Genomic DNA, 13,772 nt, shown 5'->3' on the forward strand with positions numbered 1-13,772 from the left:
TCATCCTAGCACCCATGCCTGGATGACCGGCATGGATAGAGTATGACACCCCGTAGTGAGACCACCATGACCTTGCTCGACGCCCGCACTGCCCGCCTGCTGCCCTGGATCGTCGCCATCGCGTTCTTCATGCAGACGCTGGACGGCACCATCCTCAACACCGCTCTGCCGAGCATGGCCGCCGATCTCTCCGAAGACCCGCTGCGCATGCAGTCGGTGGTCATCGCCTACATGCTCACGGTGGCACTGCTGATCCCCGCCTCCGGCTGGCTGGCGGATCGCTTCGGCACCCGGCACATATTCTTTGGCGCCATCCTGTTGTTCAGCCTCGGCTCGCTGCTGTGCGCCGTCTCGCAGTCGCTGAACATGCTGGTGATCGCACGCATCATCCAGGGTCTCGGCGGCGCGCTGATGATGCCGGTAGGTCGTCTGGTGGTGCTGCGCGCCTATCCGCGTACCGAGCTGGTACGGATCATGAGTTTCATCACCCTGCCCGGCCTGCTCGGGCCGCTGATCGGCCCCACCCTGGGCGGCTGGCTGGTGGAGTACACCAGCTGGCACTGGATCTTCCTGCTCAACCTGCCGGTCGGCGCCATCGGCTGCTGGGCCGCCTTCCGCTTCATGCCGGACTTGCGCGGCCCCGAACGCACGCGGTTCGATCTAATCGGCTTCCTGCTCTTCGGCGCCGCCATGCTGTTGATCACCATGGCGCTCGAAGGCCTCGGCGAACTGCACTTGCCCCATGTCCGGGTGATGCTGCTGTTGCTCGGTGGCCTGGCGTGTCTGGCCGCGTACTGGCTGCGCGCCGGGCGCACGCCCAATGCGCTGTTCCCGCCCAGCCTGTTCCACACCCGCAGTTTCGCGGTGGGCATTCTCGGCAATATCTTCGCCCGCCTGGGCAGCGGCGCCCTGCCGTTCCTCACGCCACTGCTGCTGCAATTGGGCATGGGTTACTCACCGGCCCAGGCGGGCATGAGCATGATCCCCCTGGCCCTGGCCGCCATGGCCATGAAGCCGCTGGCCAAGCCATTGATCGACCGCCTCGGCTACCGCCGCATCCTGACCAGCAACACCGTGCTGCTAGGCCTGCTGATCGCCAGCATGGCCCTGGTCGACGGGCAGACCTCCCACGTGCAACTGGCCATTCAGCTGACCCTCATCGGCGCCATCAACTCCTTGCAGTTCACCGCCATGAACACCGTGACCCTGATCGACCTGCGCGATAGCGAGGCCAGCAGCGGCAACGGCCTGCTGTCCGTGGTGGTGCAACTGTCGATGAGCATGGGGATCGCCGCCGCCGCGGCACTGCTTGGCGGTTTCAACCTGGACAATCAGGGTGCTGCAGATGGCGTACTGGGCGCCTTCCAGGCCACTTACCTGTGCGTCGGCCTGCTGTCGATACTGGCGGCAGGCATCTTCCTGCAGCTGTCGCCGGAAGACGGACGCAGCGCCCGACGCGTGGAGGTGGACGTCGACGAGTAACGCAGCGATCGCCACGGAACCGGGCACGGCGCCTGCTACACTAGGCACCTCTAAACGCTCTCCCTAGGCTCTGTACCGTGACCGCCACCGCTTTTTCCTCGCTTGCCCTGTCGCCCGCCATGCTGGCGAACCTCGAGTCCCTCGGTTACGCGCAGATGACGCCTATCCAGGCCCAGAGCCTGCCGGTCATGCTCAAGGGCATGGACCTGATCGCCCAGGCCAAGACCGGCAGTGGCAAGACCGCCGCCTTTGGCATCGGCCTGCTGGCCCCCCTCAACCCGCGCTACTTCGGCTGCCAGGCGCTGGTGCTGTGCCCCACTCGCGAGCTGGCCGATCAGGTCGCCAAGGAACTGCGCCGCCTGGCCCGGGGCGAAGACAACATCAAGATCCTCACCCTTTGCGGTGGCGTGCCCTTCGGCCCGCAAATCGGCTCTCTGGAGCACGGCGCGCAGATCATTGTCGGCACCCCCGGCCGGGTGCAGCAGCACCTGGCCAAAGGCACGCTAAAACTCGACGGCCTCAATACCCTGGTGCTCGACGAAGCCGATCGCATGCTCGACATGGGCTTCTACGACAGCATCGCCGAGATCATCGGGCAGACCCCGGAGCGCCGCCAGACGCTGCTGTTCTCGGCCACCTACCCGGCCGGCATCAAACAGTTGTCCGCGACCTTCATGCGCAACCCGCAGCAGGTCAAGGTCGAAGCGCTGCACGACGACAGCCAGATCGAACAGCGTTTCTATGAGATCACGCCTGAAGAGCGCCTGGACGCCGTGGTCAAGCTGCTCAACAGCTACCGCCCGACATCCTGCGTGGCCTTCTGCTTCACCAAGCAACAATGCCAGGAAGTCGTCGACCACCTCACCGCCAAGGGCATCTCGGCCGCCGCCCTGCACGGAGACCTCGAACAACGCGACCGCGATCAGGTATTGGCGACCTTTGCCAACCGCAGCCTGTCCGTTCTGGTCGCCACCGATGTGGCGGCGCGTGGCCTGGACATCGACGCACTGGACATGGTGATCAACGTCGAACTGGCGCGCGACTCGGAAATTCACATTCACCGTGTTGGCCGCACCGGTCGTGCAGGCGAGAAAGGCCTGGCCATGAGCCTGGTTGCCCCGGCCGAAGGTCATCGTGCCCAAGCCATCGAAAACCTGCAAAAGTCGCCACTCAACTGGCACCCGCTGAGCAGCTTGAAACACCAAGGGGGCGCGCCGCTGCAGCCGCTCATGATGACGCTGTGCATCGGTGCTGGGCGCAAAGACAAACTGCGCCCCGGCGATATTCTCGGTGCACTCACGGGCGAGGGCGGCATCCCTGGCGCGCAGGTCGGCAAGATCGCCATTTTCGACTTCCAGGCCTATGTAGCCGTCGAACGCAGCCTGGCCGTGCAAGCACTCAAGTGCCTCAGCGAAGGCAAGATCAAAGGCCGCTCATTACGCGTGCGCACGTTGTAAACTCAAGGAAATTGCAGATCCGCTACAGGGGGTTTCGTGCGCAATATTCTGGTTATCGAAGACAGCCCGCTGGTCCTGAAAATCCTCGAGCATCTGTTCCGCCAGGAAACGGATCTGCAAGCGGTATTCTGCGCTTCTCTGGCTGAAGCCGAGGTCATGCTGGAAACCTCGGCGGAGCTGTTCTTCGCTGCCATCGTCGATCTGCACCTGCCGGATGCGCCGGATGGCGAAAGCGTCGATCTGGTCATGCGCTACGCCCTGCCGTGCATCGTGCTCAGCGGCTCGTACAACGAAAAACGTCGCGATGACCTGCTGCTCAAGGGCGTGGTCGATTACGTGCTCAAGGAAAGCCAGCACTCCTACGAGTACGCTTTCCGCCTGCTGCACCGGCTGGAAAGCAACAGCCAGGTGAAGATTCTCGTCGCCGAGGACTCGGAGGCCACGCGCCACTTCATTCGTCATGTGCTGGCGCCGCATCGCTACCAGATCATCGACGCCAGCGACGGCGAGGAAGCCCTGCGCATTCTCAAGGAACAACCGGATATCGACCTGCTGGTGGTCGACCACAGCATGCCCGGCATCAGCGGCTTCGAACTGGTCAAGCTGCTGCGCCAGAAGATGAAGCGCAACGAGCTGATCATCCTTGGCCTGTCCGCCGATACCAAGGGCTCGCTCAGCGCCATGTTCATCAAGCACGGCGCTGACGACTTCCTGCGCAAACCGTTCTGCCCGGAAGAACTGAACTGTCGGGTGATTTCCACTCTGGAGCGCCGTGATCTGATGCGCGCACTCAAGCAGGCCGCGCAATTCGACGCACTGACGGGGTTGAACAACCGGCGGGCGTTCTACGAGCAGGGAATCCAGCAATTCCAGCTGGCCCAGCGCAGTGGTCGCGATCTCAGCGTGGCGATGCTCGACATGGACTTCTTCAAGCAGATCAACGACGAACATGGCCATGCCAGCGGCGACGCGGCGCTGGTCGCCTTTACCCGGGCGTTGAGCGCAGCGTTTCCCGATGCCCTGCTCGGCCGCCTGGGTGGTGAGGAATTCGCCATGGTCAGCCAGCAGAACGCCGAGCAGTTGAGCCAGGCTCTCGACCGCCTGCGTGAGCAGTGCGCACAGCTCAAGTACGCGATTGGCGCGCCGCCGCTGTCATTCAGTGCCGGCGTCTATCACGGCGCCCCGGATGACCTGGAAAGCCTCCTGCACCTCGCCGACCAGCAGCTCTATCAGGCCAAGCGGCAGGGTCGCGCGCGCACGCTCTGGCAGTGACGTTCGCGACCTACAGGCCGTGACGCTGCATGATCGCCGCATAGCTGCCATCGGCGCGCATGGCCGCAATCGCGGCGTCGAAACGCCTGGCAATCTCGAGGTGGTTGCCATGGGTCAGACGGATGAGAATGTGCAGGCCGTTTTCGCTCAGGGGCGTCGGCAGGAACTCCAGCTGATCGGCAATGCTCTTGAGCTGGTGGTTGAACTGAAAGCGCGCAACGTATTCATCCTCCAGCGCCAGACTCACCCGACCGTGCTGCACCATGTGCGCGGCGCTTTCGAAACTGCTGACGCCGACCTTGCGCAGATTCTTGTCGGCACCGAACTGCGCGGAGTACGCATAGCCACGTAGCACGGCGATTCGGTAGGGGTACAGGTCGGAGAGTTGAGCGAAAGCGATGCCATCGCCCTTGCGCTGCACGAAACGGATTCGGTTGATCAGATAGGGCTCGGAAAAGTGACCGAACCCGGCACGTTCGTCGCTGTACCAGGCATTGATCAGCACATCGTAATCCCCCCGCTGCAACCCCAGGATGGCTCGTTCCCAAGGCACTTCGCGGTAATCGCTGGTGTAGCCGGCACGCTCAAGCGCAGTCGCGACCAGCTCCGCTGCCACTCCATTTCCCGGTAGGCGCTGGTCGGTGAACGGCGGCCAGGTATCGGCGACCAGGCGCAACTGCTCGGCGGCCACAGCGCCGGGCAGCAGGAACAGCGACAGCAACCACGCTCGCCAGCTTTTCAATGCTCATGTGCCCCGAAAGCCAAGAGTGAACCCGCCGCATGAAACATGCCGACGGCGCGCCTGAGGTAACGGCAGACAAGATAGTGGCAAATAGCTATTCCCGTTTTATCCATTGAGCATAATCGCTAGACCAGCCCTGGCAATGCGCGGTTCGCAAAAAAGTCCGAATGGCACCCGGCGGGCTACCCGCGTCCATCCGCAAACACGCGCTTGTGGCCCTCCCGCGCCGCGCCGGACAAACCTGATGCGATCACCCTGCGTGGGCGACAGCGGAACCCGGCCTTCAGGTAAACTGCGCCGTTTCGCGTCAGCCCGCAGCGATGCCTGACGCCTAGCGTATGCGAGGACATTGCCGTGCTTTCACCCCAGGTTGTCATCATCGGTGCCGGTGCGGCCGGATTGATGTGCGCCATGAGCGCCGCCGCGCGTGGCCGCAGCGTGCTGTTGCTCGACCACGCCAACAAGGCAGGCAAGAAGATCCTCATGTCCGGCGGCGGGCGCTGCAACTTCACCAACCTGTACTGCGAGCCGGGCAACTTTCTGTCGCACAACCCGCATTTCTGCAAATCCGCGCTGGCGCGCTTCACCCAGTGGGATTTCATCGCCCTGGTGGCCAAGCACGGCGTGCCCTACCACGAGAAGAAACTCGGCCAACTGTTCTGCGACCACAAGTCCAGCGACATCCTCGGCATGCTGCTGGACGAATGCGAACAGGCTGGCGTCGACCTGCGCCTGGATACCTCGGTGAACGCCATCGAGCGCGGCGAAAATGGCTATCGCCTGAGCTCCAGCCTCGGCCCCGTCAGCTGCGAGTCGCTGGTAATCGCCACCGGTGGGCTGTCGATTCCGACCCTCGGCGCCACCGGCTTCGGCTACCAGATCGCTCGCCAGTTCGGCCACACCCTGCTGCCAACGCGCGCTGGCCTGGTGCCGTTCACGCTGACGGATCCACAGCTGAAAATCCTGTGCAGTGAACTGTCGGGTACTTCGGTGGAAGATTGCCGGGTCAGTTGCAACGGCCAGAGCTTCGTGGAAAACATTCTCTTCACCCACCGCGGCCTCAGCGGCCCGGCGATCCTGCAGATTTCGTCGTACTGGCAGCCTGGCGATGCAGTCAGCATCGATCTGCTGCCGCATATCGACCTGCCGGAGTGGTTGCAGGCACAACAGCGCGAGCGTCCCAACAGCGAGCTGAAAACCCTGCTGGGCGAACTCTTCACCAAGAAAATGGCTGGCCTGCTGGCCGAACACTGGTTCGCGTCCAAACCGATGAAGCAGTACAACCCGGCCGAGCTCAAGGCCATCGCCGAGCGCCTGGCGGACTGGCAGCTGGTGCCGGCGGGCACCGAGGGCTACCGCACGGCCGAGGTCACGCTTGGCGGCATCGATACCAAGGAAGTGTCGTCCAAGACCATGGAGTCGCTGAAGTCACCCGGGCTGTATTTCGTCGGTGAGGTACTGGATGTCACCGGCCACCTGGGCGGCTTCAACTTCCAGTGGGCCTGGGCTTCGGGTTATGCAGCGGCGCAGTTCGTGTAGTCGCTGAGCGCGCCTTTCGCAAAAAAACGCGCCATGAGGCGCGTTTTTCATTGCCCGCAAGATCAGCTGCGAGAGGCTTGGGCGTCGATCCGCGTGGCCTGCTCAGCAGCGCCACGCGCTTCACCCGCATAGGACACCGCCGCGGTGAAGACCACATCGGTGTGCGAGTTCAGAGCCGTCTCGAAGGAGTCCTGCACCACGCCGATGACGAAGCCGATGGCAACCACCTGCATGGCGATTTCGGTGTCGATGCCGAACAGGCTGGTCGCCATCGGAATCAGCAGCAGCGAGCCGCCAGCCACCCCGGAAACGCCCGCCGCTGCCAGGGACGACACCACGCAGAGCAGCAGCGCCGTCGGCAGGTCGACATTGATGCCCAGGGTGTGGGTGGTCGCCAGGGCCATCACGGAAATGGTGATCGCCGCACCCGCCATGTTGATGGTGGCCCCCAGCGGAATGGTGATCGAGTAGGTGTCCTTGTCCAGCTTGAGTTTCTCGCACAGACGCAGGTTGACCGGAATGTTGGCCGCCGAGCTACGGGTGAAGAAGGCCGTCACCGCGCTCTCGCGCAGCACCGTGAACAGCAGCGGATAGGGGTTGCGGCGCATCTTGAGGTAGGCGAGCAGCGGGTTGATCAGCAGGGTCACGATCAGCATGCAGCCAACCATCACCATCAGCAGGCGGGCATAGCCGTACAGCGCTTCGAAGCCGGAGTCGGCCAGCGTGCTGGCGACCAGGCCGAAGATACCGATCGGCGCCTGATTGATGACGAACCGCACCACCTGGGTGAAGGCGTTGGAAACGTCATGCAGCATGGTGCGCGTGCTCGGCGCGGCATGCCGCAGGAAGATGCCCAGCGCCACGGCCCAGGCCAGGATGGCGATGTAGTTGGAGGTGTTCAGCGCCTGCACCGGGCCGACGAAGATGCTGGTCAGCAGGTTGTGCAAGACATCGATGATGCTGCCGGGCGGATTGCCCTCGGCCGAGCTGATGTCCAGCGACAGCATGGTGGGAAACAGGAAGCTGGCGCATACCGCCAGGGCCGCTGCGCTGAAGGTACTGATCAGGTACATCATCAGCACCGGACGAATATGGGTGGGCTGGCCACTCTGATGGGCCGCCAGGGAGGAAATCACCAGCACCAGCACCAGTACCGGCGCGACCGCCTTGAGGGCGAGGATGAACAGTTCACCCAGCAGGCCGACCTTGAGGGCGGCATCTGGCGAGAAATAAGCGAGCAGAATGCCCAGCACCAGACCGATGAAGATGCGTAGCACCAGGCTGGTATTGGAATAGGCGGAGGCGATGCGTTTTAGAGTATTCATGTAATAGACGCTGTCCAGAATTCTAGGCTTGATGGCATTAGGGGACAGGTCAGCAGGGGCACGAGCCACGCCAACCGGGCAGGTCACCCCAAGACATCACGCGATTATAAGGGAGGGGGACGGGATCAGCGCCATCTAGATGCTTTGCGGGGACACGCAGGGAGGTCTCACTTGTTATTGTTGTCGACGACCGGAGCCTGATGGCAGCCCTCCAGGCTGCGCATCACGCAGGTTCGGCAGGTGAGCGGCTCAGCACTCGATAATGTTCACGGCCAGGCCGCCGCGTGCGGTTTCCTTGTACTTGGTCAGCATGTCGGCGCCGGTTTCGCGCATGGTCTTGATCACCTTGTCCAGGCTCACATGGTGCGAACCATCGCCGTACAGCGCCATACGCGCGGCATTGATGGCCTTCACCGAGGCAATGGCGTTGCGCTCGATGCAGGGAATCTGCACCAGGCCGCCGACCGGGTCGCAGGTCAGGCCCAGATGGTGCTCCATGCCGATCTCGGCGGCGTTCTCGACCTGCTCAGGCGTGCCCCCGAGTACCGCACACAACGCGCCGGAAGCCATCGAGCAGGCCACGCCGACCTCCCCCTGACAGCCCACTTCGGCGCCGCTGATCGAGGCGTTTTCCTTGTACAGGATGCCGATCGCACCGGCGGTCAGCAGAAAATCGATGATGCCGCGCTCACTGGCACCGGAAATGGCGTTGGCGTAGTAATGCAGCACCGCGGGGATGATGCCTGCCGCGCCATTGGTGGGTGCGGTGACGACGCGGCCACCGGCGGCATTCTCCTCGTTCACCGCCAGGGCCCAGAGGTTGACCCAGTCGAGCATGCGCAGCGGATCTTCCGTGTAGCTGCGCTGAAAGCCACCCAGCTTGCGGGCCAGGATGGCGGCGCGGCGGCGCACCTTGAAACCGCCAGGCAGGATGCCTTCGGTGCGACAGCCGCGCTCGACACAGGCTTGCATCACGCGCCAGATCGCCAGCAGACCGCTGTCGATCTCCTCATCGGTACGCCAGTGGCGCTCATTGCGGCGCATCACCTCGGCAATGCCGATCCCGTACTCGCGGGTCAGGCGCAGCAGATCGGCGCCGCTGCGAAACGGCAATGGCAATGCGGTGGCATCCGGGGCGATGACCTTGTGCTTGGAGCCGTCGGCGAGGATCGCCTCGCTGACCACGAAACCACCGCCCACCGAGTAATAGGTGGCCTCGTGCACCTGCAGCCCCGCCGCGTCGAACGCCGCGAAGCGCAAGCCGTTGGCATGCAGCGGCAGCGCCTTGCGAATCATCTTCAGGTCGGTCTTTTCGTTGAATGCGACCGAATGACCACCAGGCAAAACGATACGCTTCTCGCTGCGAATGGCCTCGATATAGCCTGCAACCTGCTCGACATCGACAGTGTCTGGCTCATACCCACTCAGGCCGAGCAATACCGCCTTGTCGCTGCCGTGGCCTTTGCCGGTAGCACCCAGCGAGCCATACAGTTCGGCCACCACCCGCACGACATTGGGCATATGCCCCTGATTTTCCAGGGCGTGGGTGAACAGCGCCGCGGCACGCATCGGCCCGACGGTGTGCGAGCTCGATGGGCCGATGCCCACCTTGAACAGATCGAATACGCTAACGGCCATGGCGGTATTTTTCTTTTATGAGGTGAAGACAGGCGCCCGGTCATGCACCCGTCGGTGAGAAAAATCTAAGACCCCACTTTCGTTATGTATACTGATTTATTCTTACCCCATTGATTAGAAAATCTTACCTATAGAATTCCGCCCATGGACCTCATCCGCTTACGCACCCTTCGCGAGCTCGCCCGCTGCGGCACCATGGCAGCCACCGCCGAGTTTCTGCACCTGACGCCCTCAGCGGTTTCCCAGCAGATCACTCAGCTGGAACGCGAGACCGACGTGGCATTGATCGAGCGGCGTGGCCGCGGCGTGGTGCTGACGCCCGCAGGTAGTCGACTGGTGGCGCACGTCGAGCGGATTCTGGTGATTCTCGACGAGGCCCGCTCGGAGCTGGCGCAGATGCGCAGCGAAATAGCCGGAGAGCTGCGCGTGGCAGCCTTCCCTTCGATCGCGGTAGCGCTGGTCGCGCCCATCGTACGCAATCTGCGCCAGGCCTATCCGCGCCTGGACGTGGTGGTGGCGGATCTGGAGCCGCAGGAGAGCCTCAGCGCCCTGAGTGCCTGGCAGATCGATGTCGCCGTGATCGACGACCTGGCCGGCGCGGCAAAATCGCGCCAGGAACACTACGAGCTGATTCCACTGACCGAAGATCGCCTGCACGTGCTGCTGCCAGCGAGCCATGCGCTGGCATCGCGCAGCACCCTGACCATCGCCGACCTGCAGGACGAGGCATGGGCGCTGGACTCGACCAATAGCTCCTTTGGTGAATTCATCGGCAACCTGTGCCGCCGCTCCGGCTTCGCGCCGCGTATCAACGCGCACTGCGCCGGGTTCGAAATGGTCGCGGCGATGGTCGCATCCGGCAATTCGATCTCGGTGGTTTCGGGCCTGCGCCTGGTGCGCCCACTGGAAAACGTCACGGCCGTAAGACTCGCACCGGCCATCCAGCGCAAGATATTCCTCGCCTACCGCAAGGGCGAGCGCAAGCATCCCGCCGTGACCGTATTCCTCGACGAGGCGATACGCACGGCAGGAATGCTGGAAGGGTATCAGCGGATCGAGCTGAACGAGTCAGGCAAGGCCTGACCCGCCAGGATCAGAAGCGGAAGACTTCCGCATCGATGCGGATCGGCTCGGCCACCGGCATCTTCGGTGGCTCCTGACGCGCTGCCGGGGTCGGTGCCTTCTTGCGTGGCTCCTCGGCGGCGATCGGCGTATTGCCGTGGTTCTTCACCGCGCTCGCCAATTGCTCGACCAGTTGCTGCACCACCGCGCTCTGGGCACGCACCTGATCGGCGACCGCCCCCTTGTGCTTCTCTTCCAGGTGCACCAGCCGGGTATCGAGCAATTGCCCTTCCCGACCGACCAGCCGCCATTGCGCTTCGAGCACCGCAGGCTGACGGGGACCGGAGTCCAGGCGGGTTACGGACAGCAGTACCTGCACCTGGGCCTTGAAGCCCGGGTTATCCGAAGCGAGCACCAGGCGCTGACTGTTGATCCGGCTCGACAGCTGGCGCAGCACCTGGCGATCCAGGTCGGTGGCCAGGCTGCCGGCCCAACGGGCACCGCCTGCGGTGCTCAAGCTGCCATCGTCCTGACGCTGCAGCAGCGCTTCACGCTGCAGATAATCGGCGACGGTAATGGGGCCCAGCAATACGCTCATCCCGTCCTTGTCAGCGGTCTTGGCGGCGCTTGGGCCACCGTCGAGCTGATAGAGCGAGACAGGCATGAAATGCGAACAGCCAGTCAGCGTCAGCAGACCAGCGAGGAGTAGCGTGAGAGGAAGCCGCTTGAAAATCATCGATGTATTCCAGCTGGCAGTATCGCCAGCGACCATGGCTACAGGTAAAGGGTCAAAAACAAAAAATAGGTAAATCACCGCGCCGGCAAACCCCGGCGAGGTGTCGAATAATCCCTGTCCATATGCAATGCGCCTGCCACCGAACGCCTTGACCCGAAAAGATGGCATAGGGCCCACCGTCAGGCAGGCCCATAAGGGGCTGTATCATCCGTCAAACCGGCCTGCAACTCCAGTAGCAGGCCATTTGCCAGCAGTTCGCTACTCGACCAGCAAGGCGTCGACGCGCTGGAATCCACGCGGCAATTTGTTGCCACGTCGGCCACGCTCACCCTTGTAGTGCTCGAGATCGTCGGCCTTGAGAGACAGGGTACGCTTGCCAGCCTGCAATACAAGCGTCGCGCCCGGGGCCAGCACGGCCAGGTCGGTGAGGTATTCCTCACGGCTGGCGACACGCTCACCCGGAATGCCAATGATCTTGTTGCCTTTGCCCTTGCCCAGTTGCGGCAGGTCGGCGACCTTGAACAGCAGCAGACGACCTTCGGTGGTGACGGCCGCCAACCAGTCCTCCTCGCGATTGGCCAGCGGCCTTGGCGCCACTACCCGCGCGCCATTGGGCAGGCTGAGCAGGGCCTTGCCGGCCTTGTTCTTGGCCTGCAAATCTTCGCCCTTGACCACGAAACCATAGCCGGCGTCCGACGCGATCACGTACAGCGCCTCGTCATCGGGCATCAGCACGCATTCGAAGCTGGCCCCTGGCGGCGGCGTCAGACGACCGGTCAACGGCTCGCCCTGGCCACGGGCCGATGGCAGAGTGTGGGCGGCAAGCGAATAGCTACGTCCCGTGGAGTCGATGAACACGGCGTACTGGTTGGAGCGTCCCGGTGCTGCGGTCTTGAAGCCATCGCCAGCCTTGTAGGACAGGCCGGTGGCATCGATTTCGTGCCCCTTGGCCGAGCGCACCCAGCCTTTTTCCGAGAGCACCACGGTGATCTTTTCGTTCGGCAGCAGATCGTGCTCGGACAGCGCCTTGGCCTCGGCACGCTCGACGATCGGCGAACGGCGATCATCACCGTACTTCTCGGCGTCTTCGATGATTTCCTTGCGCACCAGCTTCTTCAGCTTGGTCTCGCTGCCCAGCAGGGCAAGCAGCTTGTCGCGTTCCTTACTCAGCGCGTCCTGCTCGCCGCGGATCTGCATTTCTTCGAGGCGGGCAAGTTGGCGCAGGCGGGTTTCGAGGATGTACTCGGCCTGTATCTCGGTGAGGCCGAAGCGCTCCATCAGCACCGGCTTGGGCTGATCCTCGGTACGAATGATGTGGATCACTTCGTCGAGGTTGAGGAAGGCGATCAAACGGCCTTCCAGCAAATGCATGCGATGCTCGACCTTGTCCAGGCGGAACTGCAGGCGGCGGCGCACGGTGCCCACGCGATACTGCAGCCATTCGACCAGCAGGGTGCGCAGATCCTTGACCTGCGGCTTGCCGTCGAGACCGATGACGTTGGTGTTGACTCGGTAGCTGGACTCCAGGTCGGTGCTGGCGAACAGGTGCTGCATCAGCGCTTCGTGATCGACGCGGCTGTTGGTCGGGATGATCACGATACGGCAGGGGTTCTCATGATCGGACTCATCGCGCAAATCGGCGATCTGCGGTGCCTTCGAGGGCTTGGCCTGCATCATCGCGGCGATCTGTTCCAGCACCTTGGCGCCAGACACCTGATGGGGCAGCGAGGTGACCACGATGTCACCATCCTCGACGCTGTACACGGCGCGCATACGTATCGAGCCACGGCCGGTCTGGTAGATCTTCAGCAGGTCGGCACGCGGGGTGATGACCTCCGCCTCGGTCGGATAATCCGGGCCGAGCACATGCTCGCAAAGTTGCTCCACCGTGGCCTTGGGCTCGTCGAGCAGACGCACGCAGGCGGCCGCGACCTCACGCAGGTTATGCGGCGGTACATCGGTGGCCATGCCCACGGCGATGCCGGTGGTGCCATTGAGCAGCAGGTTGGGCAGGCGTGCCGGCAGCGTCGCCGGCTCGTTCAGGGTGCCATCGAAGTTCGGCACCCAGTCCACCGTGCCCTGGCCGAGCTCGCTCAGCAGCACCTCGGAATAGCGCGACAGGCGTGCCTCGGTGTAACGCATGGCGGCGAAGGACTTGGGATCGTCCGGCGCCCCCCAGTTACCCTGACCATCGACCAGGGTGTAGCGGTAGCTGAACGGCTGCGCCATCAGCACCATGGCTTCGTAGCAGGCCGAGTCGCCGTGCGGGTGGAACTTGCCGAGCACGTCACCGACGGTACGCGCCGACTTCTTGTGCTTGGAGTCGGCATCCAGACCCAGTTCGCTCATGGCATAGACGATGCGCCGCTGCACGGGCTTGAGGCCGTCGCCGATGTGCGGCAGCGCGCGATCCATGATCACGTACATCGAGTAATTGAGATAAGCCTGCTCGGTAAAGTCGGCAAGGGAGCGGCGTTCGACACCGTCCAGGCTCAGATCGAGGGTTTCGCTCATGCGTG

Annotated in this window: 10 protein-coding genes; 5 read left to right on the plus strand and 5 right to left on the minus strand. The window is 63.3% G+C overall.

Annotation, left to right across the window (positions count from 1 at the left end; genetic code table 11):
* The first annotated feature begins 66 nt into the window (after positions 1-66).
* The 3 genes from mdtD (at position 67) to FHR27_RS19005 (ending at position 4,211) form a co-directional block, all read left to right on the plus strand.
* Entirely contained in the window at positions 67-1,482 is a 1,416-nt protein-coding gene (gene mdtD / locus FHR27_RS18995; protein ID WP_042554428.1) for a multidrug transporter subunit MdtD, read from the plus strand.
* A gap of 77 nt (positions 1,483-1,559) precedes the next feature.
* Positions 1,560-2,939 (plus strand): ATP-dependent RNA helicase DbpA, encoded by a 1,380-nt coding sequence (gene dbpA, locus FHR27_RS19000; RefSeq protein WP_082045807.1) that lies wholly within the window; start codon positions 1,560-1,562, stop codon positions 2,937-2,939.
* Between the two features lie 36 nt (positions 2,940-2,975).
* A complete protein-coding gene (locus FHR27_RS19005; RefSeq protein WP_179539287.1) occupies positions 2,976-4,211 on the plus strand; it encodes a diguanylate cyclase domain-containing protein in 1,236 nt (411 codons plus the stop codon).
* A 10-nt stretch (positions 4,212-4,221) separates the two neighbouring features.
* Here FHR27_RS19005 and FHR27_RS19010 read toward each other — a convergent pair whose 3' ends face one another.
* Positions 4,222-4,932: a substrate-binding periplasmic protein gene (locus tag FHR27_RS19010; protein ID WP_373565123.1), complete on the minus strand. Its 711-nt coding sequence runs from the start codon at positions 4,930-4,932 to the stop codon at positions 4,222-4,224.
* 375 nt (positions 4,933-5,307) lie between these two features.
* Here FHR27_RS19010 and FHR27_RS19015 point away from each other — a divergent pair, with 375 nt between their 5' ends.
* Positions 5,308-6,492, plus strand: coding sequence for an NAD(P)/FAD-dependent oxidoreductase (locus FHR27_RS19015; protein WP_042554425.1), 1,185 nt, complete (start codon positions 5,308-5,310; stop codon positions 6,490-6,492).
* Between the two features lie 62 nt (positions 6,493-6,554).
* On the opposite strand, the gene sstT is transcribed toward FHR27_RS19015, so the two are convergent.
* Positions 6,555-7,817, minus strand: coding sequence for a serine/threonine transporter SstT (gene sstT, locus FHR27_RS19020; RefSeq protein WP_179539288.1), 1,263 nt, complete (start codon positions 7,815-7,817; stop codon positions 6,555-6,557).
* Positions 7,818-8,066: 249 nt separating this feature from the next.
* A complete protein-coding gene (locus FHR27_RS19025) occupies positions 8,067-9,455 on the minus strand; it encodes an L-serine ammonia-lyase (RefSeq protein WP_042554423.1) in 1,389 nt (462 codons plus the stop codon).
* A gap of 144 nt (positions 9,456-9,599) precedes the next feature.
* Between FHR27_RS19025 and FHR27_RS19030 the strand changes: the two genes are divergently transcribed.
* Positions 9,600-10,538, plus strand: a complete 939-nt coding sequence (locus FHR27_RS19030; protein ID WP_042554422.1) for a LysR family transcriptional regulator — start codon at positions 9,600-9,602, stop codon at positions 10,536-10,538.
* A 10-nt stretch (positions 10,539-10,548) separates the two neighbouring features.
* Here FHR27_RS19030 and FHR27_RS19035 read toward each other — a convergent pair whose 3' ends face one another.
* Positions 10,549-11,253: a PqiC family protein gene (locus tag FHR27_RS19035; RefSeq protein WP_042553938.1), complete on the minus strand. Its 705-nt coding sequence runs from the start codon at positions 11,251-11,253 to the stop codon at positions 10,549-10,551.
* A gap of 258 nt (positions 11,254-11,511) precedes the next feature.
* Positions 11,512-13,767, minus strand: a complete 2,256-nt coding sequence (gene parC, locus FHR27_RS19040) for a DNA topoisomerase IV subunit A (RefSeq protein WP_179539289.1) — start codon at positions 13,765-13,767, stop codon at positions 11,512-11,514.
* Positions 13,768-13,772: the final 5 nt, after the last annotated feature.

Origin of the sequence: Pseudomonas flavescens (genome assembly GCF_013408425.1) — a bacterium.
Lineage (GTDB): Bacteria > Pseudomonadota > Gammaproteobacteria > Pseudomonadales > Pseudomonadaceae > Aquipseudomonas > Aquipseudomonas fulva_A.

Excerpts from the sequence above, each read along its gene's own strand:
- mdtD (WP_042554428.1), top strand. The coding sequence starts at position 67 with ATGACCTTGCTCGACGCCCGCACTGCCCGCCTGCTGCCCTGGATCGTC.
- sstT (WP_179539288.1), bottom strand. The coding sequence starts at position 7,817 with ATGAATACTCTAAAACGCATCGCCTCCGCCTATTCCAATACCAGCCTG.
- FHR27_RS19025 (WP_042554423.1), bottom strand. The coding sequence starts at position 9,455 with ATGGCCGTTAGCGTATTCGATCTGTTCAAGGTGGGCATCGGCCCATCG.
- FHR27_RS19030 (WP_042554422.1), top strand. The coding sequence starts at position 9,600 with ATGGACCTCATCCGCTTACGCACCCTTCGCGAGCTCGCCCGCTGCGGC.
- FHR27_RS19035 (WP_042553938.1), bottom strand. The coding sequence starts at position 11,253 with ATGATTTTCAAGCGGCTTCCTCTCACGCTACTCCTCGCTGGTCTGCTG.
- parC (WP_179539289.1), bottom strand. The coding sequence starts at position 13,767 with ATGAGCGAAACCCTCGATCTGAGCCTGGACGGTGTCGAACGCCGCTCC.